A 21,359-nucleotide genomic window follows, 5' to 3' on the forward strand; every position below is an offset into this window, starting at 1 on the left:
GCGCAGGGCAGCACCCTGCGCCTTTTTCATTTGACCGGCCTCCCCGCACGTCCTTGCGGGCCGACTGCCGGTTTTTGTTGTATCGAGGATGCCGTGACCATCTACCTGCCCATCGCAGAACTCTCGGTGAATGTGTTCATCATTCTCGGGATGGGTGCGGCTGTCGGTTTCCTGTCCGGCATGTTCGGCGTGGGTGGTGGTTTCCTCATCACGCCGCTCCTCATCTTCTACAATGTGCCGCCGGTCGTGGCGGTCGCCACCGGTGCCAATCAGGTCGTCGCCTCGTCGCTGTCCGGTGCCATCACCCATTTCCGGCGTGGCACGCTCGATATGAAGCTCGGGACGGTGCTTCTTCTGGGGGGGCTGGTCGGCGCGTCCGTGGGTGTGTGGATCTTCTCGTGGCTGAGACGGCTCGGCCAGCTCGATCTCACCATCTCGCTGCTCTATGTCATCCTGCTTGGCATCATCGGCAGCCTGATGCTGATGGAAAGCCTTTCGGCGATGCGCAAGGCGGCCCGCAACCAGCCAGCCACCCTGAAGCGGCCGGGCCAGCACAACTGGATTCACGGCCTGCCCTTCAAGATGCGCTTCAAGAAGTCGCGCATCTATCTGAGCGTCCTGCCGCTTCTGCTGCTGGGCTTCGTGATCGGCGTCCTAACCTCGATCATGGGGGTGGGCGGCGGCTTCATCATGGTACCGGCCATGATCTATCTGCTGCGTATCCCCACCAATGTCGTGGTTGGCACCTCGCAGTTCCAGATCATCTTCACCACCGCCTATGCGACGATCGTGCAGGCCGCGACCAACTATTCCGTCGATGTGGTTCTGGCCTTCATCCTGATGATTGCCGGGGTGATCGGCGCGCAATACGGTCTGCGCGTGGGACAGAAACTGCGTGGTGAACAGTTGCGCGCCCTTCTGGCGCTGCTCGTTCTGGCCGTTGGCGTGCGTCTGGCCGTCGAGCTCATCGTGACACCGAAGGATATCTATTCCATCGCCGTGGGAGGGTTCTGACCGATGTTCCGCCGGCGAGCCTTTGCCGCTCTCTTCGCCCTGTCTTCGCTTTCGGTGCTGCCGGCGGCGGCGCAATCGCTGGTGCCGTTCCAGATGCCGGACAGCCCGAAGGAGACGATCGAGATCGGCACATCGACCAGCGAGATCGCCATCGCCTCCGATTTTCGCGGCGCGGACCTGACGGTGTTCGGTGCGCTCGGCAATCCGGATGCACTGCTGCTCGCCATCGGCCAGTATGATGTGATCGTGACGCTGGAAGGCCCCGCCGCGCCCGCCACTGTGCGCCGCAAGGAACGCGTGCTTGGCGTCTGGGTCAACACCCAGTCAATCGGCTTTGCACCGGCACCGGAGTCCTATTCACTGGCCTCCACCCGTGCGCTCGACGCCATCGCCAAGCCGCAGGTTCTGGCCGAGGTCGGAGCCGGCTTTTCCAACATGCCCCTGACGCCGACGGACTTTGCCGGGGCCGCCTCGCGGCTCGGCGAATTCCGGGACGCGTTTCGCCGGCTGAAGGAAACCAACGGGCTTTTCCAGCGCGACACCAACGGCGTACGCTTCGTTGCCTCCAACCTGTTCCGCGCCACATTGCGCCTGCCGGCCAACATTCCCGATGGCGTTCATACGGTGAAGGCCTATCTCTTCAAGAGCGGAACCTATGTAGCCGGCCGCACGTTACCTTTGCGTGTCGTGAAGACGGGGCTGGAACAGACCATTACCGACGCTGCGCATCAGCAGCCCTATCTCTACGGCATTTTCTGCGTGTTACTGGCCGTTGTCACCGGTTGGGGCGCAAGCGTGGCCTTCCGCAAGGATTGAGGAGAACTTCATGTACAAGCACATTCTGATCCCCACCGATGGCTCCGACCGATCGTCCATGGCCATCGAACAGGGCCTGCAACTCGCTAAAGTTCTGGGATCGAAGGTCACCTTTCTCGCCGTTGTCGAGCCACAGGTGATCGTGCCCATGGATACCGTGCCGCTGACGACCATCGATTTTCTGGAAACAGCACATGCCGAGGCGGAGAAATATCTGGCGGAGGCCACGGCCCGCGCCGGGGAACTCGGCGTGACGGCCGGTGGCGTGGTGGTCGACAGTTCCGAGCCGGCGGGCGCGATTGCGCTGGCCGCCGAAGAAGCCGGCGCCGATCTCATCGCCATGGGCTCGCACGGTCGCAGCGGCCTGAAGGCGCTCGTGCTCGGCAGCGTCACGACGCGGGTACTGAATGAATCCAAGGTTCCGGTGATCGTCTACCGTTAACCGGCCAATCGCCCATAGGGTACAGAGTAGATCCGCCCCGCATTCATGAGATGGGCGCTCAGGCGCGCCTTGTCGAAGAGGCCGGTGAACGCCTTGTGGCGCAGATCGAGCCCGCCAGTCAGGACACCGAAAGACGGCATGATGAGCCGTTCACCGTCGCTGGCGAAACAGGGCCGCCGCACCGTCTTCTCCCGCCTTGTGACAGCAGCGGCCGGATGCAGGTGGCCCGCGATCTCACCCGGCGCCTTGCCATGCCCGGGTTCGTGCCGGAAAGTCAGGCCGGCGCAGGACATGTCCTCGACGACATCCCCCTCCAGTCCCTCGACACCATCGGGATCATGATTGCCGCTGATCCATATCCATTGCCGCCCCCGCGACAGGGCGGAGAGCCGCTGGCGAAACGGCAGGGGCAGATGGGCCGAGCCGATGCGGTCATGGAAACTGTCACCCAGGCTGATGACGATTTCGGGATTGCGGCGGGCAACCGCGTGTTCCAGCAGCGCAAGCGTTGCGGCGGTATCGTAGGGCGGCAGGAACTGGCGGCGGCGGGCAAAGGCCGCTCCCTTTTCCAGATGCAGATCGGAGACGACAAGCAGACGCCTTTCCGGGAGCCACAGCGCCCCGGAAGGTTCACAGACGGCCTCGACGCCGGCAACCGTGATGGTCGCGCCGGTTTCGAGCGGTGCCGTCTTCAGCGTCTCAGCCAGAACCATCCGGTTCATCGTTGCGTCCTCTTATGTCGTGCCAGTCAAAGCCGCATGGCGTCCTCGACCAGATCGCCCGCCGCTTCCTCCAGAACCGCATCCTCGGCGCTGCCGGAGACCGGTTCCCGACCGATTTCGAGCAGCACGGGCACGGCCAGCGGCGATACCCGTGTCAGCGCCTTGTGGGTGATATGGCCCCTGATTCGCTCAAGCATAGCGCCAAGACGGGCAATATCCAGCAGGCCGGTCGCCGCATCGCGACGTGCCGCTTCCAACAGGATGTGATCGGGTTCATGGCTGCGCAACACGTCGTAAATGAGGTCGGTCGAGACCGTGACCTGCCGACCGGTCTTTTCCTTGCCGGGATGGCGGCGCTCGATCAGCCCGGCGATGACGGCGCAGTTGCGGAAAGTGCGTTTGAGCATGAAGGATTCGGCGAGCCATGCCTCAAGGTCGTCACCCAGCATGTCCTGATCGAACAGTTCGCCGAAATCCACGTCCTCCATGTCCCTGAGGCCCCAGACGGCAAGCGAATAGTCGGTGGCGGCAAAGCCGGTCGGCTGCAGGCCCATGCGCTCCAGCCGGCGGGTAAGAAGCAGGCCAAGCGTCTGGTGCGCCAGCCGCCCTTCGAAGGGATAGACAACCATGTAGAAACGGGCGGCACGCGGGAAAGTCTCGATCAACAGTTCGCCGCGCTTCGGCAGGATGGAGCGCAGACGCTGGATTTCCAACCATTCGCGCACCTGTTCCGGCAGCTTGCCCCAGCTTTCGGGGTCAGCCAGCAGGCCGCGCACCTGATCGGCAAGGAACGTGGAGAGCGGAAACTTGCCGCCGGCATAGGCAGGGATTTTCGGGTCGAAGGAAAAGGCCTGGCTGACGAGGCACTCGTTTTCACGAATGCCCTCAAAGCGCAGCACCTTGCCTGAGAACAGGAACGTATCGCCCTGCACGAGCTGTTCAAGAAAATATTCCTCGACCTTGCCAAGCGACAGGCCGCCGAAGCGTGCCTTGCCGCCATGCTTCACAAGCCGGACATTCAGCATGGGGGATTCGACGATGGTGCCGAGGTTCAGGCGATAGGTCTGCGCCACCTGCGGATTGGAAATGCGCCAGAGGCCATCCGCATTCAGCCGGATCTTCGCGTAGCGCTCATAGGTTTTCAGCGCGTAGCCGCCGGTTGCCACGAAATCGACGATGCGATCGAAAGTTTCGCGCGGCAAGTCGCGATAGGGTTCAGCACTCGTCACTTCGGCATAGAGCGCATCCGCCGAAAAGGGTTCGGCGCAGGCCATGCCGAGCACATGCTGGGCCAGCACATCGAGCGAGCCTTCCCCAAGCGGCGGCGTATCCTGAGCGCCGATATAGTTCGCGTCGAGTGCCGCACGGCACTCCATGACCTCGAAGCGGTTGGCGGGCACGAGGATGGCGCGGCTCGGCTCGTCCATCCGGTGGTTGGCGCGGCCGATGCGCTGGGCAAGGCGGCTTGCGCCCTTCGGCGCACCGACATGCAGTACGAGGTCGACATCACCCCAGTCGATGCCGAGATCGAGCGTGGAGGTGGCGACGACGGCGCGCAGGCGGTTATCGGCCATCGCCGCCTCCACCTTGCGGCGCTGGGCCACATCGAGCGAACCGTGATGCAGCGCAATCGGCAGGTTATCGTCGTTGATGGTCCATAGTTCCTGAAACAGCATCTCCGCCTGGCTGCGGGTGTTGACGAAGATGAGCGCCATTTTCGCCTGTTTCAGCACCTCGTAGACATCCGGCACCGCATAGCGCGCGGAGTGGCCGGACCAGGGAATGCGTTCCTCGGTTTCCAGAATGGTGATCAGCGGTTTCGCCCCGCCCTTCACCGTCACCAGACCGGCATGGGCCTCACCGCCCGGCGGCTGCGCCACGAGCCAGCGTTGCAGCTCCATCGGTTCGGAAACGGTGGCGGAGAGGCCGATGGTCTGGAGATCCGGTGCGATCTGCCGCAACCGGGCAAGGCCGAGCGACAGGAGTTGGCCGCGTTTGGAGGTGACGAGCGCATGCAACTCATCCAGCACGACAAATTTCAAATCCCGGAAGAACCGTTCCGCCTGCCCGTTGGCGATGAGCAGCGCCACCTGTTCCGGCGTCGTCAGCAGAATATCCGGCGGGTTCAGCTTCTGGCGCTGGCGCTTGGAGACCGGCGTGTCGCCCGTGCGGTTTTCGATGGTGATCGGCAGGCCCATTGCGGAAACGGGCTTCATCAGGTTGCGCTCGATATCGACGGCGAGCGCCTTGAGCGGCGAGATATAGAGCGTGTGAATGCCGGTGAAGGGGCTTCCTGGCGGTAGCCTGCCGCGTTCGGTCAGAGCCGTCAGCGAAGGCAGAAAGCCCGCCAGCGTTTTACCGGCACCGGTGGGTGCAATCAGCAACGTGCTTTCGCCGGCACGGGCGCGGGCCAGAAGATCCAACTGATGCGGTCGCGGCGACCAGGCCCTTTCCGCAAACCAGCGTTCGAAGACCGGCGGAAGATGCGTGCCTTCCTTGTCCATCAGACGGCGATATAGCGATCGCGGCGGTGGTTCACCGCCAGCACGATATTGATGGCGATTGCGCCGAGAACAGACGCAAAGACGATATAGGGGCTCGCAACGAGGAAGGATACGGCGAGGATGATCATGTCGAGACCAAGCTGCACCAGTCCGGCCTTGATGCCATAGCGATCCTGAAGCCAGAGCGCGAGAATGCCGAAACCGCCAAGGCTGGCGCGATGGCGGAAGAAGACCAGCATGCCGTTCCCCAGAAGCACACCGCCGAACAGCGCAGAGACCACCGGATCGAGAAAGCCGAAGCCGATATAGCGCGGCAATGCCTCGGTGATGAAGGAGGTGATGGTGACGGCGATGAAGGTCTTGACGGTGAAGGCGAGACCGACCTTCTTCCACGCGAGGTAATAGAAGGGCAGGTTGATGGCGAAGAACACGGCACCAAAGGGCAGGCCGAAAGCATAGTAGGTGAGGAAGGCCACGCCCGCCGTGCCACCCGACAGAAGGCCGGCGCTTTTCAGAAGCGTGACGCCGAGCGCGCAGAGCATGGCGCCCACGAGGATCGCCTGCGCGTCTTCCACCAACGAGTGGCGCACGGGCGTTGATTCCAGCATCATCTTCAGGATTTTCTTTTCGGACAAGGCGCGTCTCCGGAGCCGGCATTCGGGCAGGTCTGCAGCCGTTTTATCCTCTCCCGCGCTCCGTTCAAGCCCGCATCAGCGCAGAACGATATAGCGATCCTTGCGGTGGTTGATCGTAACGAAAAGATTGATGACCACCGCCGACAGCACTGAACAGCCGACAATGAAGGGATCGACAACGAAAAAGGCTGCAATGAGCACGCCGATATCGAAGGTCATCTGCACCAGACCGGCGCGAATGCCGAAGCGGTCCTGCAAATAGATGCCGAGAATGCCGACGCCGCCAAGGCTGGCGCGGTGGCGATAAAGCGCCAGCAGACCATACCCCAGAAGCAGGCCGCCCAGCACCGCCGCCCAGATCGGATTGAGCTTGTCAAAGCCCAGAAGCTGCGGCTGGATTTCGGTGATGAGCGAAGTCAGACCGATGGCGACGAAGGTCTTGATGGTGAAATCCCAACCGACCTTGCGGATGGAGAGATAATAAAAGGGCAGGTTCACGAGAAAGAACCAGAAGCCGAAGCTGGTATTGGTCACGTAATGCAACAGGAAGGCGACACCCGCCGTGCCGCCCGTCAGAAGACCCGCCTTGCCGAGCAGGAAGAAGCCGAGGGACGACACCATGGCGCCGGTCAGGAGGCCCTGAAAGTCTTCGACAGCGGTGTGATGGGTGGCGCTGGTGTTCCAGAAACCCGATACCTTGCTCAACTGCGGCATGCGCGGAACTCCCCGGTTTCAGGCGTGATGACCCCCCGAATTGTGCCGGTTACCGGGCTGGTTTTCAAGGTGGTTCGGTCAGCAATACTGACCTATCGACCCCACCTTCCGAAAATAGCAAGAAACGATCCCGTCAGGCCCGTCTTTCAGCAATAAACACAAAGCCGAAGACCGGTTTCCCGCCATCCATGCGAAGGGTGACGCGTTCGCAGAAGCGCTCATCGAACCCATGACGGGCAAAAAGAGCCTCAACATGGGTTTTCGAATGGGCGTAACGCAGCGAGGGCTGCAGGATATAGCCCTCTTCCGCTGCCTCGACGGAGAAGGCGAAGAGACCGGCGGGCTTCGCCAGTGCGGCCGTAAGCGCAAAGACGGCCTCGAGATCGCCGAGATACATCATGACGTCTGCTGCAAGAACGAGATCGGCCCGGTGATGCGGCAGACCGGGGGCGAAAAGGCCGCTTTCATCCGTCTTGAGAGACAGGTCGGCTCGGTCAAGATAATCGTAAACGCCCTTTTCCCGCGCCTTGGCCAGCATGTTCAGCGAGATGTCGAAGCCTTCGAGGCGGTCCGCGAAGGGCCGGATTTCCGGCCCCGCCAACCCCGTGCCGCAACCGATATCGACCGCGACGGCAAAATGCGGCGCGCCACCGCCATGGGTCGCCACGCGATTGGCCAGAAGGGCGGGAAGATCATAACCAAGCTTTTCGGTCAGCGCCTTTTCGAACCTGTCGGCATAATCGTCGAACAGGCTTTCGGCATAGGTGCTTTCGGGGCTTGCCGGAACCTCCGCCGCGCCCAGCAGGGCAAGCTTCAGCCGAGCGCCGAAAATATCCTCGCCACCATCCTCGGCGACGCGGGCATAGGCCCCTATGGCGCCGTCCGTCTGTCCCGCCTTTTCGCGATATTCACCAAGCTGGAACCAGCCGGCCCGCCAGTCGGGCGCAAGTTCCAGCGCCTGTTCCATGAGTTCCGCCGCTTCCGCGAACTGGCCCTCTTCCGAGAGCATTTTCGCGTAAGCGGCGCGACGGTCTGCGAGAACGTCACCCGAGGAAAGGCTGGCCGACACCATGGGAAATCCTGAAAACGGAGGAGAAGCGGTGCGTTTCCTTGCGGAAAAGTGCGGTCGAAAGCAAGGGATTTCCAGCAACGGCGGGCCTGCCATCAAATTTCCACGCTTTGCAGCAAGACCCCCTCTGCCAAACCCCTTGCCGCCGCAACCGCCAGAGCCTATCTCTCGGTTTCGAAGGAGAACGTATCGCATGTCCGAACAGTTCAACCGTTTCCTGGGTGATACGCCTGCACGCACGCTGGTGAAGTTGCTGCTGGTGTCGCTGGTGGTCGGCTTCGTGATGGCCTTCCTCGGCATTTTCCCGGCCGATATTCTCGACGGACTGCACCGCTTCTTCCTCGGCCTGTGGTATCGCGGCTTCGAGGCCCTGGGCGAGGTGTGGCGCTATCTGGCGCTGGGCGCGACGGTCGTCATTCCCGTCTTCATCATTCTCCGGATCATCAGCTACAGGCGCTGACCATGACTAAAATTCTCCGTCGCCGGGCGCTGCCGTTCATCGCGGCAGGCGCCCTGTCTTTTCTCGCCGCCTGCACGACGGCCCCACCGCCACGCAGCTTCACCGGCACCGCCGAGGACAAGACGGCAGAGGCGCTTGGCGCCGTCAATGCGCTGCGCGCTTCCAAGGGCCTGTCAGCGCTTTCGGTTGCAGCGCCTTCGCAGGATGCCGCGCTGAAACAGGCCAGCCGCATGGCCGCCAACGGCCAGATGAAGCACCTGATGGGGATTACGGACAGCTTTGGCGCGCGCATGAAGGCATCGAACGTGCCTCTGCCCGCCGCTGAAAACATCGGCGCCGGCCAGCAGACGACAGACGCCGTGGTCAAGGCGTGGATCGCCTCGCCGCACCACCTCGAGAACATGCTGGGGCCATCCTACACCACGCTTGGCGTGGCCGTGGCACGCGATCCGGCCAGCGGCAACCATCCCTACTGGGCAATGGTGCTGTCGCGATAGCTCAGAAGCGATCCGCCCAACGGTCCACGTCGCGGTCGCGCAGCTCGGTGATCGATTGCACGCCTTCCCGGTCGACAAGGGCTGGAAGGTCTTTCAGGATAGCGGCGGCAATGCCCGGTCCTTCATAGACCATCATCGAATAGAGCTGCACGAGATCCGCACCCGCCCTGATCTTGGTCACGACATCGGCGGCGGTCGACACGCCGCCGGCGCCGATGATCGGCAGGCCCGGGCCGACACGCTTGCGGGTGGCGGCCAGCACGGCCGTCGAGCGTTCGAACAGCGGCTTGCCGGACATGCCGCCCGCTTCCTTCGCGGTCGCCTGCTCCTTCAACCCGTCGCGGGACAGCGTGGTGTTCGAGACGATCAATCCATCGAGATCATGCTCCAGCACTTCCGCGGCCACATCGTCCAGCCCCTCCCGCGTCAGATCGGGCGCGATCTTCAGGAAAACGGGAATGCGCCGGCCGGCCTTTGCAGCCTCGTCGGCACGGGCCGCCAGAACCGCTTCCAGCAGCGTCTTGAGGCTGTCGCGCGCCTGCAGGTCCCGCAGGCCCGGCGTGTTGGGCGAGGAAATGTTGACGGTGAAATAGGTGGCGACGCCATAGAACCGGCGGATGCCTTCCACGTAGTCCGCCACACGGTCGGCGCTGTCCTTGTTGGCGCCGATATTGACGCCGACGACACCGGGTTTTCCGGTACGCGCCTGAAGGCGGGCGAGCGCGGGGGCGTGCCCCTCATTGTTGAAACCCATGCGGTTGATGACGGCCTCGTCCACCGGCAGGCGAAACAGGCGCGGTTTGGGGTTGCCTGCCTGCGGCTTCGGCGTCAGCGTGCCGACCTCGGCAAAGCCGAAACCCAGCGAAAGCAGCGCATCCGGCACTTCGGCATTCTTGTCGAACCCGGCGGCCATGCCGAGCGGATTGGGGAAGGTGACGCCGGCGACCGTGACCGCCAGGCGCGGATCGGCGACAGGGCGGCAGGGCGGCACCAGACCCGCCTTCAGGGCCTTGATCATCAGGCCATGCGCCGTTTCCGGGTCAATGAGGAACAGGCCGTTACGGGCAAGCTTGAAAAGGCCGGTCATGCGAAATTCTCCGGAAAGATGTGGGCGCCATCTTCACCAAGCGGCAGGGGCGCTTCGGAAAGGACAGCCGCGAATGCGAGCGGGGCATAGAGATGGGGAAAGAATGCGCCACCGCGCGAGGGCTCGAAGACCAGCTTTTCGCCGAGTTCGGCTGCATCCACCGATACGAGCAGAAGATCAGCCTGGCCGGCGAAATGGCGGGCCGCCGTTTCCTTCGCCTGCTCCGCCGTCGAGAAATGGATGAAGCCATCAGCCAGATCGACCGGCGCGCCCTCGAAAAGCCCGTTTTTCCGTGCCTCTTCCCAAAGCGCAACGGGAACGATCTTATAGATGACGGCGGCAGTCGCGGCTGCGGACATCGCGGTTCCTTCACGAGCGGTTGAATGTGACGCCTCGTTTGCCGCAAAATGGCGGCCATGTCCATGGTCTCGGGCCTGCAGGCCGTCCGCCCCCGAAGAGAGACCCGAAAGAGGAGGAGCGATATCCATGAAAAGACCGCTTGGTTTCGCGCTGGCGCTTGCCGTCCTGCCGATTGTCGCTTTTGCGCAAACGGCGCGGGAACAACCCACCGACCGGTTCGTTCTGGAAAAGAGCGGCGATGGCTTCGTGCGCCTCGACCGGCAAAGTGGCGCCATGTCCTATTGCACGCTGACCGATGGCAATCTCGTCTGCCGCATGGCCGCCGACGAGCGTGCCGCCTTCGAGGATGAACTCGACCGGCTGGAAAAGCGCGTGACCGCGCTGGAAAAAACCGGTGCAGGGCCAAAGCAACAGGCCCTGCCGAGCGACGCGGAGGTTGATCGATCCATTTCCATCATGGAACGCTTCATGCGCAGCTTCATGGGACTGGTGGATGAGTTCAGGGAAAAAGAAGAAAAAACAGTACCCGGACCACCTGAAAGGACGTGATGCCGCCGCTATATCTTCGCCGCATGCTTTCATAGCAATGACGATATGAATCCTGTAGGCAGGGACCCTAGACTATTGTATAAATGTCGGCAGCCGAGTAAAAACAGTGAACGGCAGGATTGTAAACCGTTCTTGGGAGGGAACCGATAAATGGCAGCATTGACCATCATCATCGCCGACGATCACCCGTTGTTTCGCGGCGCGCTGCGACAGGCAGTGGACGGCATTGAAGGTCATGTAACGATTGTCGAGGCTGGCGATTTCGACGCCGCCCGCAAGGCTGCCGCGGCCCATTCCGACGCCGATCTCATGCTTCTCGACCTCGCCATGCCGGGTGTCAGCGGCTTTTCCGGCCTGATGTCGCTCAGAGCCGAATTCTACAGCCTGCCCATTGTCATCGTTTCCGCCACGGATGACGCCACGACCATTCACCGTTCCATCGAACTCGGCGCCTCTGGCTTCATTTCCAAGTCCGCCGGCATTGAGGATATCCGCAACAGTATCCGCGTCGTTCTCGAAGGCGATATCGCCACGCCCGCCTCCTACAAGGGCGCTCAGGAACAGGACCCGGACATGGCGGAACTCATCGGCCGCCTGCGCACGTTGACGCCGCAGCAGAACCGCGTGCTGAACATGCTGCGCGAGGGCCTGCTCAACAAGCAGATCGCCTATGAACTCGGCGTGTCCGAAGCCACGATCAAGGCGCATGTCTCTGCCATCCTGCTGAAGCTCAAGGTGGACAGCCGCACGCAGGCCGTCATCCAGCTCAGCAAGATCACCATGCCGCTGGTGGCCTGACACCCAGGACAGAGGATTTTATTCCTCTCCCTCTTTACTCACTCCCCGTCTCCCGGTAATCTCCCGCGCATGCGTTCGGGCGTGCAGAGACGCTTGCAAAGCGTCTGGTTCAAGGCGCGTTTTGCAAGCCAGGTGAGGTGAAATGCGCCCGGTCAACGTGATGGGCGAGTGCCGATCCTGAGGCTCACAGCGCACTTTTGAGGTCGCTCAAAACGCTGCACTGATGTGGGTGGAGCGCAGCAATCGCGGGCATTCAAACCGCGCCGGAATGAGGCCGGGTTTCGGGAGTGGCGGCAATGCTTTCGCATGAAACGATCTGGGACGCGCTCGATGCGCTGGCGGAAAACAACAAGCTGACGCCCTCCGGCCTTGCACGCAAGGCCGGTCTTGATCCCACGGCCTTCAACAAATCGAAGCGGCTCGGGCCCGATGGCCGCCTGCGCTGGCCGTCAACGGAATCCATTGCAAAGGTTCTCGAGGCAACCGGTGCCAGCGTCGATGAATTCTTCAGCCGCCTGCCCCCGTCCGGCGTGCGCGACGCCCTGCCGCAAGGTGCATTTCCACCGCAGAACAGCGCCATTCCCCTGCTGGGCTTTGCCCAGGCCGGCGCTGGCGGCTTCTTCGATGATGGCGGATTTCCCGCCGGCCAGGGCTGGGACGTGGTGGATTTTCCCGCCGACCCCGCCCGGCGAACGGGTTGCTATGCACTGGAGGTGCAGGGCGACAGCATGATGCCGCTTTATCGCGATGGTGACGTGCTGATCGTCGAGCCCGGCGCGCAAGTGCGGCGCGGCGACCGCGTCGTTTTGAAAACCCGCGAGGGCGAGGTGATGGCAAAGGTTCTTTTCCGCCAGACGCCCCGGACAATCGAGCTTGTGTCGCTCAACCCGGAACACCCGAACCGCAGTTTCGATACGGGCGAGGTGGAATGGGTGGCCCGCATCATCTGGGCGAGCCAGTAATCGGGATCAAAACAGCCCCAGTGGAAAATAGCGCAAATAGATTTCTTCCAGACGCCCGCTGCCGGCAAGTTCGGCGAGCGCGTGATCGAAGGCGGCGGCCAGCGTCGTGTCCTGACGGCGCACCATAACGGCCAGCCCTTCGCCCAGAAAGCGTTCGGAGAGATAGGCGCCCGGCGCCAGCGCGCAGCAAGCCCCCGAGCCTGCGCCCGACACCCAGAAGGACAGGCGCAGCGCATCTGCAAAGCCCGCGTCGATCTTTCCCGTCTTCATCGCCTCAAGTAACGCCTCCGGGGTTTCAAAGGCTTGTCTTTGCATATCGGGAAACCAGGCCTTCGCCATCGCCTCATGCGCCGTGGCCGCGACCACGCCAACACGCCAACCGGGTGCGGGAACACCCTGCCCCGTCTTGAGCGCCGATTTCGTAACCACGAACCGGGCCGGCAACAGCAAATAAGGCCGCGAAAACTGGAACTGTTCACGTTTCGCTGCGGTCACGGCAACCCCGGCGATCACCGCATCTCCCTGACCTGTTCCAAGCGCCGTTTCCAGTTCACCGAAAGGCACCGCCTGGATCTGACAGCGATCCTCGATCGAGAGGACCGCACATATCTCGCGCACGAGATCGATATGGAAGCCTGTCAGACGTCCGTTCTGATCGGTAAAGTTGAAGGGCGGGAAATCGGTCGTCGTCAGGAAGCGAAGACGCGGATAGGCGGAAAGATCGGGCAAGGGCAGATGCTCGCGCGCATCGAAGAGAAGCGGCAGGCCCTGCATGGGGGCCGTTGCCTGGGCACCAGCTTCCCCTGAAAGAGCCGCAACCGTACACACCAAAATGCCGGAAAAATACAACCCCTTGTTTTTGAGGGATGCAAAAAACGATGCCATCACTATGATCCGCTACAGGGGAAAAACGTCACAACACACAACCTTCGCGGAGAGGGTAGCAGACTCATGCGACATGGCAAAGCCGCAGATCCTCCCGAACCAGCATCGCGACATGCCACGGAACAACGGTACCCCCTCACCGGATCCCACGGGGCGGTGGCGTCACACCTGATCCGCGAGGCCGAAGCGCTCTCCGCCGCCGGCTTTGGCACAGGCCTCATCGCGCGCATGGCGGATCGCGCGGCGCTCAGCGGCGCAACTGTCGAAGACGAAATCCTCGCCAGCGGATTTACCGAGAACGACTACTTCGCCGCCTTGGCGCGCTATCTGGGCGTTGCCTTCCTGCCGCAACCTGCATCGAACCACCTCTCCGATACGTCTGGCCTCGATATTCAGCTTTTGCGGCCGGAGATGTTGAGGCTTCATCCACCGGGCAGGCCCCCCATCATTGCCGTCGTCCCGACGGCGCCGCGGCTCTTCGAACTCGCCGCCCTGCTCGATGGTTTGCCGGACGCCCGCACGGCGCTGACCGCCACCAGCCGGAAGGCCCTGCGCGCTGCGGTCTGGAAAGCGGGCGAGCGCCGGCGCGTGCGGGAAGCCGTGACCCGCCTTTTCGACCACACACCACAGTTTTCGGCACGGGTCACACTCTGGGGCCTGCAGGGGTTTTATGGCGGCATTCTGCTCACGGCACTGACTTTCGGAGCACTTCTCGCTCCTCTCTTGACCGGTCAGGCACTGCACACCTTCCTGTCGTTCTTCTATTTTGCCGCCCTTCTGGTCCGTGCCGCCGCCCTTCTTGGCCCCAATGCAGAGCCTGTGAACATCCCACCCGCAACGCCGGACGAGACCGGCTTGCCGGTCTACACGGTCATGGTCGCGCTTTACCGTGAAAGCGCCGTGGTGCGACAACTGGTCGAAGCACTCGAACGGATCGACTGGCCTTCATCGCGGCTGGATATCAAGCTGGTCTGTGAGGCCGGTGACACCCAAACCATTGCCGCACTGAAAGCATTGCCGCTTGGCCCTGCTTTCGAGATCGTCGAGGTACCGGCCATGCTGCCGGTGACGAAACCGAAGGCGCTTACCTACGCGTTAAGTGGAGCGCGCGGCGCTTTCACCGTGATCTATGATGCCGAGGACCGCCCGCACCCCCGGCAGTTGCGCGAGGCCCACCGACGCTTTTCCGCCGGGCCGGCGACACTGGCCTGCCTGCAGGCTCCCCTTCATATTGCCAATGGCCGGGAAAGCGCCGTCAGCGCGTTGTTCTCAATGGAATATGCCGCCCTGTTCCGTTCGCTGCTACCGATGCTGGCACGTTCCAACCTGCCATTGCCGCTTGGCGGCACGTCCAATCACTTCAGGACGGAGGTGCTGCGGTCCATCGGCGGATGGGACCCGTTCAACGTCACCGAAGACGCCGATCTCGGCCTGCGCCTGCACCGGCTCGGCTATCGAAGCGGGATGCTCAGCCTCCCGACCGTCGAGGACGCACCCACAGGGTTCCGCATCTGGCTCAATCAACGCACCCGCTGGTACAAGGGCTGGATGCAGACCTGGCTGGTGGTAATGCGCTCGCCATTCAGGCTTGTCCGCGAGATTGGCGTGAAGGCGAGCCTTGCCTTTCATCTCCTCATCGGTGGCATGATCCTGTCATCGCTGGCCCATCCTCTCGCCATCCTGCTTGTGGCTCATGCGCTGCACGACCTTCTTGGCGACCGACCGCTGACCACCAATGAGAACACCCTTCTGGCCATCGATCTTTTCAATGTTCTCGGCAGCTACTGGATTTTCCGGCAGATGGGCATGAAACGCATGACCCGGCAGGAGCGCCGCGCCATCGGCTGGCGGCAATGGGCCCTGCCTGTCTACTGGCTGGCGCTGTCGCTGGCTGCCTGGCGGGCCTTACCCGATCTCATCGCCCGACCGTTCTTCTGGGCGAAGACGCCGCATATCCCTGCTGCGCAGGATATGGAGGAAGAGGAAACTGGAGCGGGTAGCGGGAATCGAACCCGCGCGTTCAGCTTGGGAAGCTGACAGGCTACCATTACATCATACCCGCCCGGCGCGTCTCACGACGCGAAGACTGCCGCACTCTTCTGACAGTTCGCCGGCTCTGTCAAGCACTCACGATACGCGGAAATGCTTCGAGAGCTTCAGGCCCTGCGCCTGATAGTTGGAACCAAGGCCCGAGCCATAGAGCGCGGCCGGCGGCTCCTGCATGTGTTCGTAAATCAGGCGACCGACGATCTGGCCATGCTCCAGAATGAAGGGAACCTCGTGACTGCGAACCTCCAGCACGGCGCGGCTGCCAGCGCCACCGGCACCCGCATGGCCGAAACCCGGATCGAAGAAGCCGGCATAATGCACGCGGAATTCGCCGACGAGCGGGTCATAGGGCGTCATTTCCGCCGCATAGAGCGGCGGCACATGCACCGCCTCGCGGGAGACGAGAATGTAGAACTCGTCGGGATCGAGGATCAACTCATCGCGACCGCGGCTGTAGAGCGGCTCCCAGAAGTCGTAGAGATCGTGAGCGGCCTTGATGTCCACATCGATGACCGCCGTATGGTGCTTGCCGCGATAGCCGACGAGGCCATCCGGCCCCACGCCCTTGAGATCGATGGAGAGCGCAATGCCGCCGCCCGAAACGTTCGGGCGCTCGCTTGCGACGAGCGTTTCCGCCTCATGCAGCGCGAGAAGCTCGGCTTCCGACAGGAGCGCATGACCGACGCGGAAACGGATCTGCGACAGACGAGACCCCTTTCGCACAACGATCGGGAAGGTGCGCGGCGACACTTCGAGATAAAGCCCGCCAGTGTAACCCGCCGGGATCTTGTCGAATTCCTGGGCGAAATCGGTGATGACGCGCGTAAAGATGTCGAGCCGGCCCGTGGAACTCTTGGGGTTGGCCGAGGCGGACAGAGCCGCCGGCAGCGCCAGGCTTTCCATCAGCGGCACGATATAGACACAGCCGGTTTCGAGAACCGCGCCGCCTTCAAGATCGACCTCGTGCAGCTTCAGCCGCTCCAGCTTGTCGGCCACCCGATGACCGGGGCCGGGCATGAAACTGGCGCGCACGCGATAGGCTTTCGGTCCGAGCCTGAGATCGAGGCTGGCCGGTTGCACCTGATCGGCATCGAGGCGTGCCGTGCTTTTCAAGGCGCCTGTCGCAAACAGCGCATGGATGGCGCTATCGGCCAGAATTCCCGGTTTGTCCGTCATGGTCATTTTCCCTGTCTGACCGGGGACAGAAGCAAACTCTGCCGCTTGACGCAAGGCGCAAGCGGGCGTAATGCACATCCTATTCCGTGGTGATTTGGCCGGTCGGCTTGCAGCCACGTTAAACAAGTAGCTAAAAAGGCCGGGTTGCTATCAAACCGGTCTGCTTTTCGCGACCGGTTTTTGTTTTGAAGGCAACCGATATGACCAAGACATGGCGCCCCGCAACTCAACTCGTTCACGGCGGCACACTACGTTCTCCTTATGGCGAAACCTCCGAAGCGATCTATCTGACGCAGGGCTTCGTCTATGAAAACTCCGCCGCCGCCGAGGCCCGCTTCAAGGGCGAGACGGAAGGCTTCATTTATGCCCGCTACGCCAGCCCGACGAACGACATGTTCGAAAAGCGCATGTGCCTGCTGGAAGGGGCGGAAGACGCCCGCGCCCTCGCTTCGGGCATGGCCGCCGTTGCAGCCGCCATTCTCTGCCAGGTCAAGGCTGGCGACCACATCGTCGCCGCCCGTGCGCTCTTCGGCTCCTGCCGCTGGGTGGTCGAAACGCTGGCACCGCGCTACGGTGTCGAATGCACGCTGATCGACGGACGCGACCTGAAGAACTGGGAAAGCGCGATCCGCCCGAACACCAAGCTGTTCTTCCTCGAAAGCCCGACCAATCCGACGCTGGAAGTGGTGGACATCGCAGGCGTGGCCGCACTTGCCAAGCAGATCGGCGCCAAGACGGTGGTCGACAACGTGTTCGCCACGCCGCTCTTCCAGAAGCCGCTCGAACTCGGTGTCGATATCGTCGTCTATTCCGCCACGAAGCATATCGATGGTCAGGGCCGCTGCCTCGGCGGCGTCGTTCTCGCCGACAAGCAGTGGATGGAAGAAGAGTTTCAGGATTACTTCCGCCACACGGGCCCGGCCATGTCGCCGTTCAACGCCTGGGTGCTGCTGAAGGGGCTTGAGACGCTGCCGCTACGCATTCGCCAGCAGGCCGCCAATGCCGCAGCCATCGCCGATGCGCTGGCCGACAGCAAGAAGGTGGCACGCGTCATCTATCCGGGCCGGAAGGACCATCCGCAGGCTGACATCATCGCCAAGCAGATGACCGGCGGCTCGACGCTGGTGGCGCTGGAACTGAAGGGCGGCAAGGAAGCGGCCTTCGCGCTTCAGGATGCCCTGAAGATCGTCAAGATCTCCAACAATCTCGGCGATGCCCGCAGCCTGATCACCCATCCGGCCACGACGACGCACAAGAACCTGACCGACGAGGCCCGCGCCGAACTCGGCATTTCCGGCGGCACGCTGCGCCTCTCCGCCGGTATCGAGGACACGCAGGACCTGATCGAGGACGTCCTTGCCGCGCTCGACAAGGTTCAGGGCTGATCCGGGCTTCCGGATCACCACCCCTTCGCATCCGTTCGGCAAGGGCTTTCTTGACCTTGCCGCAAAGCTGTAGAATATGTTGCGGGGTCAAGCCGTTGATCCCGCAACCCCGGACCTTGTATCCGGGAAAGGAAAAGGTGGTCCGATGTATCGTGCCCGCACGCGCGACATCGAAATTTCAGTTGAGCCGTTTTATCTGGAGGAGCAATCCGATCCGGAAGACAATCGCTATGTCTGGGGTTATCGCATCGTCATCGCCAACCACTCCGACAATGCCGTGACGCTCACGCACCGCTACTGGCATATCACCGACGAGAACGGGCAGGTGGATGAAGTGACCGGCCCCGGCGTCATCGGCGACCAGCCGCGCATTCTGCCCGGCGGCGTCTACGAATATTCCTCCGGATGCCCGCTCGACACCCCGTCGGGCATGATGTTCGGCCATTTCCGCATGGAAACGGACGAAGGCGACATTTTCAACGCCGACATTCCCGCCTTCTCTCTCGATCTTCCGGGTCTGGTCCGCATTCTGAACTGAGGCGCATTCCCGCGCCCGGCTTTCTTTCCCCTTGAGGGAGGTCCCCATGCCTCTGGCCCAAACCCGAAACAGCACCGCCAATCCCTACTGGTCGAAGCCCACCGATGAACTGACCGCGGCGCTTGGCAGCGGCCCGGCGGGCCTTTCCACAGCCGAGGCCGAAAGCCGGCTCGCGACCGAGGGGCCTAACCGCATCGGCAAGGCGCAAAGCGCCAGCGGCCTCGTCATTTTCCTGCGCCAGTTCGCCAGCCCGCTGGTGCTCATCCTCGTCTTTGCCGCGATCGTTTCCGCCTTCACTGGCGAACTTCAGGAAGCGACCATCATCGCGCTCATCATTCTTGCAAGCTGCGTTCTGAGCTTCACGCAAGAATACGGGGCCTCCAAGGCCATGCAGGCGTTGAGAGCCAGCATTTCGCGACGGGCGAACGTGGTGCGCGACGGGCGGGAACAATCCATCGATGCAGAGACCATCGTGCCCGGCGATATCGTCCAGCTTGCCGCCGGCAATCTCATTCCCGCCGACGGGGTCCTCATCGAAGCGCGCGACTTCAATGTCAGCGAAGCGGCAATGACCGGTGAGACCTTTCCAGTCGTGAAGGGGCCGGGCACAAGCCCGGCGGATGCGCCGCTCGCCAAGCGCAACAACATGGTTTGCACCGGCACCTCCGTGCGCAGCGGCACGGCCACCATGCTGGCCGTGACCACCGGTAACAAGACCGAGTTTGCCAAGATCGCGGAATCTCTGGAGCGCTCCGCGCCCGAGACCGCCTTCAACATCGGCATGAAGCGCTTCGGCTATCTGATGTCGCAGGTGATGCTGGCCATCGTGCTCATCGTCTTCATCTTCAACCTGCTGTTCGGCCGTCCGCTGACGGATTCACTGCTTTTCTCGCTGGCGCTGGCCGTGGGGCTGACACCGGAACTCCTGCCGGCAATCATCAGCGTGACGCTGGCACGCGGGGCAAAAACGCTGGCGGCTGGTGGGGTGATCGTGCGTCGGCTGGACGCCATCGAAAATCTCGGCAGCATGGACATTCTGTGCACCGACAAGACCGGCACGCTGACGGAGGGCGTGATCCATCTGGACGCCGCCTTCGATACGGCCGGGGCGGCTTCGGCGGACGTGATGCTCTGGGCGGGGCTCAACGCCCGTCTGCAACGCGGTATCGCCAACCCGCTGGACGAGGCGATCGCCGCCAGCGACGCCGGCAAGCTCGACATTTCCGCCTTCGAGAAAGTCGATGAAATTCCATACGATTTCATTCGCAAGCGGCTATCCATCATCGTGCGCGACAAGGTGCGGGGCGATGATCTGACGGTATGCAAGGGCGCTGTCGCCAATGTGCTCGAAACTTGCGACACGGTTCTGGAGGGTGGCGTGCCCCAGCCGCTCGACGATACGCGTCGCGAAGCTCTCGATACCCGGTTCCGGGACTGGAGCAATCAGGGTTATCGCGTTCTCGGCCTCGCCATTGCCCGCCGCCCGAACAAGGATGGCTACAGCCGTGATGACGAAAACGGCTTGAGCTTCGCCGGCTTCCTGCTCTTTCTCGATCCGCCGAAGCCGGGTATCAGCGAAGCTCTGGCCGCCTTCCAGGCGCGCGGCATCGCCCTCAAGGTCATTTCCGGCGACAATCGCTATGTGGCCCGCCATCTGGCCGAACAGGTTGGATTGAAGGTCACCGGTCTCCTGACCGGCGAAGACCTCGACCGGATGACCGACGAAGCCCTGTTCGGCGCGGCATCCACGACCACGCTTTTTGCGGAAATCGACCCGAACCAGAAGGAGCGGATCATCCGGGCACTGAAGCGGCACGGCCACACGGTCGGCTATCTCGGCGACGGCATCAACGATGCGCCGGCGCTGCACGCCGCCGATACCGGCATTTCCGTTGACAGCGCCGTGGACGTGGCGCGCGAGGCTGCCGATATCCTGCTGATGAAACGCGATCTGGGCATTCTGCTTTCGGGCGTGGACGACGGGCGGCGGACCTTCACGAATACGATGAAATACGTGCAGATCACCACCAGCGCCAATTTCGGCAACATGATCAGCATGGCCTTTGCCTCGCTCTATCTACCGTTCCTGCCGCTTCTGGCCAAGCAGATCCTGCTCAACAACTTCCTGTCGGATTTCCCCTCACTGGCCATTGCCCGCGACAACACGGATGCGGAGGACGTCCAGAAGCCGAAGCAATGGGACATCGCCCATATCCGTCGCTTCATGATCAGCTTCGGGCTGGTCAGTTCGTTCTTCGATTTCGTGACCTTCGGCTTCCTGCTCTACGTCATTCAGGCGGACGAGACACTGTTCCGCACCGGCTGGTTCGTGGAATCCGTGCTGACGCAGCTCTTCATCGTCTATGTGGTGCGCACCCGCAAACACTTCTGGCAAAGCCGCCCGGCGAGCCTGCTGATCACGCTGAGCATCGCCGTTGGTCTCATCGCCATCGCCCTGCCCTACACGCCGCTCGCCGCCGATCTCGGCTTCACGCCACTACCGCTTTCCGTGCTGGCCGGGCTGACGGGCATCACGCTCGTTTATCTCGCAGTGTCGGAAACCACCAAGCGGGTGCTTTTTGCCCATTACGACAAGCCACCGAAGCGCAAGGGGCGGCATAAGCCGCTGATCCGGCTGTAACGCAAACACCTCCGACCTTTCGGCCAGAGGTGCGGACAGTTCCAACGGATTTCAGA

The 21,359-nt window shown here is 62.5% G+C and carries 22 protein-coding genes, 1 tRNA gene, 1 pseudogene and 1 riboswitch; of the genes and pseudogenes, 12 read left to right on the forward strand and 12 right to left on the reverse strand.

Features of this window, described 5'->3' with window-relative positions:
* Positions 1–93: 93 nt before the first annotated feature.
* Genes GGQ66_RS00155 through GGQ66_RS00165 form a run of 3 tightly spaced genes read left to right on the forward strand, consistent with a single transcriptional unit; the run spans position 94 to position 2,272 of the window.
* A complete protein-coding gene (locus GGQ66_RS00155; protein WP_183788188.1) occupies positions 94–1,014 on the forward strand; it encodes a sulfite exporter TauE/SafE family protein in 921 nt (306 codons plus the stop codon).
* Positions 1,015–1,017: 3 nt separating this feature from the next.
* Entirely contained in the window at positions 1,018–1,830 is an 813-nt protein-coding gene (locus GGQ66_RS00160; protein ID WP_183788190.1) for a TIGR02186 family protein, read from the forward strand.
* 10 nt (positions 1,831–1,840) lie between these two features.
* A complete protein-coding gene (locus GGQ66_RS00165) occupies positions 1,841–2,272 on the forward strand; it encodes a universal stress protein (RefSeq protein WP_183788192.1) in 432 nt (143 codons plus the stop codon).
* Here the strand turns inward: GGQ66_RS00165 and pdeM are convergent.
* From pdeM to GGQ66_RS00190, 5 genes are all read right to left on the reverse strand, one after another.
* Positions 2,269–2,994 (reverse strand): ligase-associated DNA damage response endonuclease PdeM, encoded by a 726-nt coding sequence (gene pdeM, locus GGQ66_RS00170; protein ID WP_183788194.1) that lies wholly within the window; start codon positions 2,992–2,994, stop codon positions 2,269–2,271. The genes GGQ66_RS00165 and pdeM overlap by 4 nt on opposite strands.
* A gap of 26 nt (positions 2,995–3,020) precedes the next feature.
* Entirely contained in the window at positions 3,021–5,498 is a 2,478-nt protein-coding gene (locus tag GGQ66_RS00175) for a ligase-associated DNA damage response DEXH box helicase (protein WP_183788196.1), read from the reverse strand.
* Complete coding sequence (locus tag GGQ66_RS00180) at positions 5,498–6,109, reverse strand: YitT family protein (RefSeq protein ID WP_183788861.1); 612 nt, start codon at positions 6,107–6,109, stop codon at positions 5,498–5,500. The genes GGQ66_RS00175 and GGQ66_RS00180 overlap by 1 nt, the downstream gene beginning before the upstream one ends.
* A gap of 99 nt (positions 6,110–6,208) precedes the next feature.
* Positions 6,209–6,847, reverse strand: coding sequence for a YitT family protein (locus GGQ66_RS00185; RefSeq protein ID WP_183788198.1), 639 nt, complete (start codon positions 6,845–6,847; stop codon positions 6,209–6,211).
* Between the two features lie 133 nt (positions 6,848–6,980).
* Positions 6,981–7,919, reverse strand: a complete 939-nt coding sequence (locus GGQ66_RS00190) for a class I SAM-dependent DNA methyltransferase (protein ID WP_183788201.1) — start codon at positions 7,917–7,919, stop codon at positions 6,981–6,983.
* Positions 7,920–8,109: 190 nt separating this feature from the next.
* Between GGQ66_RS00190 and GGQ66_RS00195 the strand changes: the two genes are divergently transcribed.
* Together GGQ66_RS00195 and GGQ66_RS00200 are read left to right on the forward strand one after the other, a co-directional pair.
* The gene (locus GGQ66_RS00195; RefSeq protein ID WP_183788203.1) at positions 8,110–8,376 is read left to right on the forward strand and encodes a DUF6460 domain-containing protein; all 267 of its coding nucleotides are present in this window, start codon (positions 8,110–8,112) and stop codon (positions 8,374–8,376) included.
* Positions 8,377–8,378: 2 nt separating this feature from the next.
* Complete coding sequence (locus GGQ66_RS00200; RefSeq protein ID WP_183788205.1) at positions 8,379–8,873, forward strand: CAP domain-containing protein; 495 nt, start codon at positions 8,379–8,381, stop codon at positions 8,871–8,873.
* 1 nt (position 8,874) lies between these two features.
* On the opposite strand, the gene GGQ66_RS00205 is transcribed toward GGQ66_RS00200, so the two are convergent.
* Together GGQ66_RS00205 and GGQ66_RS00210 are read right to left on the reverse strand one after the other, a co-directional pair.
* Positions 8,875–9,960, reverse strand: a complete 1,086-nt coding sequence (locus tag GGQ66_RS00205) for a quinone-dependent dihydroorotate dehydrogenase (RefSeq protein WP_183788207.1) — start codon at positions 9,958–9,960, stop codon at positions 8,875–8,877.
* Positions 9,957–10,319, reverse strand: a complete 363-nt coding sequence (locus GGQ66_RS00210) for a DUF952 domain-containing protein (protein ID WP_183788209.1) — start codon at positions 10,317–10,319, stop codon at positions 9,957–9,959. Before GGQ66_RS00210 ends, GGQ66_RS00205 begins: the two co-directional genes overlap by 4 nt.
* A gap of 127 nt (positions 10,320–10,446) precedes the next feature.
* On the opposite strand from GGQ66_RS00210, the gene GGQ66_RS00215 reads away from it, so the two are divergent.
* The 3 genes from GGQ66_RS00215 to GGQ66_RS00225 all read left to right on the forward strand — a co-directional run bounded on the left by GGQ66_RS00215 (position 10,447) and on the right by GGQ66_RS00225 (position 12,629).
* Positions 10,447–10,869, forward strand: coding sequence for a hypothetical protein (locus GGQ66_RS00215; RefSeq protein WP_183788211.1), 423 nt, complete (start codon positions 10,447–10,449; stop codon positions 10,867–10,869).
* 150 nt (positions 10,870–11,019) lie between these two features.
* Entirely contained in the window at positions 11,020–11,667 is a 648-nt protein-coding gene (locus GGQ66_RS00220) for a response regulator (RefSeq protein ID WP_183788213.1), read from the forward strand.
* 296 nt (positions 11,668–11,963) lie between these two features.
* Entirely contained in the window at positions 11,964–12,629 is a 666-nt protein-coding gene (locus tag GGQ66_RS00225) for a S24 family peptidase (protein WP_183788215.1), read from the forward strand.
* Positions 12,630–12,635: 6 nt separating this feature from the next.
* Here the strand turns inward: GGQ66_RS00225 and GGQ66_RS00230 are convergent, their stop codons facing one another.
* Both GGQ66_RS00230 and GGQ66_RS22955 read right to left on the reverse strand, forming a co-directional pair.
* The gene (locus tag GGQ66_RS00230; protein WP_183788217.1) at positions 12,636–13,517 is read right to left on the reverse strand and encodes a transporter substrate-binding domain-containing protein; all 882 of its coding nucleotides are present in this window, start codon (positions 13,515–13,517) and stop codon (positions 12,636–12,638) included.
* A 159-nt stretch (positions 13,518–13,676) separates the two neighbouring features.
* Positions 13,677–14,135: a hypothetical protein gene (locus tag GGQ66_RS22955; protein WP_237358745.1), complete on the reverse strand. Its 459-nt coding sequence runs from the start codon at positions 14,133–14,135 to the stop codon at positions 13,677–13,679.
* Positions 14,136–14,333: 198 nt separating this feature from the next.
* Between GGQ66_RS22955 and GGQ66_RS22960 the strand changes: the two are divergent.
* Positions 14,334–15,128: pseudogene (locus tag GGQ66_RS22960) on the forward strand (glycosyltransferase); the annotation flags it as partial.
* Between the two features lie 39 nt (positions 15,129–15,167).
* Here GGQ66_RS22960 and GGQ66_RS22965 read toward each other — a convergent pair.
* From GGQ66_RS22965 to GGQ66_RS00245, 3 genes are all read right to left on the reverse strand, one after another.
* On the reverse strand, positions 15,168–15,368 hold the full coding sequence (locus GGQ66_RS22965; protein ID WP_237358746.1) for a hypothetical protein: 201 nt from the start codon (positions 15,366–15,368) through the stop codon (positions 15,168–15,170).
* Between the two features lie 134 nt (positions 15,369–15,502).
* A tRNA-Gly gene (locus tag GGQ66_RS00240) sits at positions 15,503–15,576 on the reverse strand.
* A gap of 65 nt (positions 15,577–15,641) precedes the next feature.
* A complete protein-coding gene (locus GGQ66_RS00245; protein WP_183788219.1) occupies positions 15,642–16,739 on the reverse strand; it encodes a 2'-deoxycytidine 5'-triphosphate deaminase in 1,098 nt (365 codons plus the stop codon).
* 76 nt (positions 16,740–16,815) lie between these two features.
* A riboswitch (SAM riboswitch) is annotated at positions 16,816–16,894 on the forward strand.
* Positions 16,895–16,939: 45 nt separating this feature from the next.
* Here GGQ66_RS00245 and GGQ66_RS00250 point away from each other — a divergent pair.
* The 3 genes from GGQ66_RS00250 (at position 16,940) to mgtA (ending at position 21,303) form a co-directional block, all read left to right on the forward strand.
* Positions 16,940–18,124, forward strand: a complete 1,185-nt coding sequence (locus tag GGQ66_RS00250; protein ID WP_183788221.1) for an O-succinylhomoserine sulfhydrylase — start codon at positions 16,940–16,942, stop codon at positions 18,122–18,124.
* 145 nt (positions 18,125–18,269) lie between these two features.
* The gene (gene apaG / locus GGQ66_RS00255) at positions 18,270–18,662 is read left to right on the forward strand and encodes a Co2+/Mg2+ efflux facilitator ApaG/CorD (RefSeq protein ID WP_183788223.1); all 393 of its coding nucleotides are present in this window, start codon (positions 18,270–18,272) and stop codon (positions 18,660–18,662) included.
* Between the two features lie 46 nt (positions 18,663–18,708).
* The gene (mgtA, locus tag GGQ66_RS00260; RefSeq protein WP_183788225.1) at positions 18,709–21,303 is read left to right on the forward strand and encodes a magnesium-translocating P-type ATPase; all 2,595 of its coding nucleotides are present in this window, start codon (positions 18,709–18,711) and stop codon (positions 21,301–21,303) included.
* The last annotated feature ends 56 nt before the right edge of the window (positions 21,304–21,359 follow it).

It is taken from the genome of Allorhizobium borbori (genome assembly GCF_014196535.1).
Classification (GTDB): Bacteria; Pseudomonadota; Alphaproteobacteria; order Rhizobiales; family Rhizobiaceae; genus Ectorhizobium; species Ectorhizobium borbori.

Excerpts from the sequence above, each read along its gene's own strand:
- GGQ66_RS00160 (WP_183788190.1), top strand. The coding sequence starts at position 1,018 with ATGTTCCGCCGGCGAGCCTTTGCCGCTCTCTTCGCCCTGTCTTCGCTT.
- GGQ66_RS00165 (WP_183788192.1), top strand. The coding sequence starts at position 1,841 with ATGTACAAGCACATTCTGATCCCCACCGATGGCTCCGACCGATCGTCC.
- pdeM (WP_183788194.1), bottom strand. The coding sequence starts at position 2,994 with ATGAACCGGATGGTTCTGGCTGAGACGCTGAAGACGGCACCGCTCGAA.
- GGQ66_RS00175 (WP_183788196.1), bottom strand. The coding sequence starts at position 5,498 with ATGGACAAGGAAGGCACGCATCTTCCGCCGGTCTTCGAACGCTGGTTT.
- GGQ66_RS00180 (WP_183788861.1), bottom strand. The coding sequence starts at position 6,109 with ATGATGCTGGAATCAACGCCCGTGCGCCACTCGTTGGTGGAAGACGCG.
- GGQ66_RS00185 (WP_183788198.1), bottom strand. The coding sequence starts at position 6,847 with ATGCCGCAGTTGAGCAAGGTATCGGGTTTCTGGAACACCAGCGCCACC.
- GGQ66_RS00190 (WP_183788201.1), bottom strand. The coding sequence starts at position 7,919 with ATGGTGTCGGCCAGCCTTTCCTCGGGTGACGTTCTCGCAGACCGTCGC.
- GGQ66_RS00195 (WP_183788203.1), top strand. The coding sequence starts at position 8,110 with ATGTCCGAACAGTTCAACCGTTTCCTGGGTGATACGCCTGCACGCACG.
- GGQ66_RS00200 (WP_183788205.1), top strand. The coding sequence starts at position 8,379 with ATGACTAAAATTCTCCGTCGCCGGGCGCTGCCGTTCATCGCGGCAGGC.
- GGQ66_RS00205 (WP_183788207.1), bottom strand. The coding sequence starts at position 9,960 with ATGACCGGCCTTTTCAAGCTTGCCCGTAACGGCCTGTTCCTCATTGAC.
- GGQ66_RS00210 (WP_183788209.1), bottom strand. The coding sequence starts at position 10,319 with ATGTCCGCAGCCGCGACTGCCGCCGTCATCTATAAGATCGTTCCCGTT.
- GGQ66_RS00215 (WP_183788211.1), top strand. The coding sequence starts at position 10,447 with ATGAAAAGACCGCTTGGTTTCGCGCTGGCGCTTGCCGTCCTGCCGATT.
- GGQ66_RS00220 (WP_183788213.1), top strand. The coding sequence starts at position 11,020 with ATGGCAGCATTGACCATCATCATCGCCGACGATCACCCGTTGTTTCGC.
- GGQ66_RS00225 (WP_183788215.1), top strand. The coding sequence starts at position 11,964 with ATGCTTTCGCATGAAACGATCTGGGACGCGCTCGATGCGCTGGCGGAA.
- GGQ66_RS00245 (WP_183788219.1), bottom strand. The coding sequence starts at position 16,739 with ATGACGGACAAACCGGGAATTCTGGCCGATAGCGCCATCCATGCGCTG.
- GGQ66_RS00250 (WP_183788221.1), top strand. The coding sequence starts at position 16,940 with ATGACCAAGACATGGCGCCCCGCAACTCAACTCGTTCACGGCGGCACA.
- apaG (WP_183788223.1), top strand. The coding sequence starts at position 18,270 with ATGTATCGTGCCCGCACGCGCGACATCGAAATTTCAGTTGAGCCGTTT.
- mgtA (WP_183788225.1), top strand. The coding sequence starts at position 18,709 with ATGCCTCTGGCCCAAACCCGAAACAGCACCGCCAATCCCTACTGGTCG.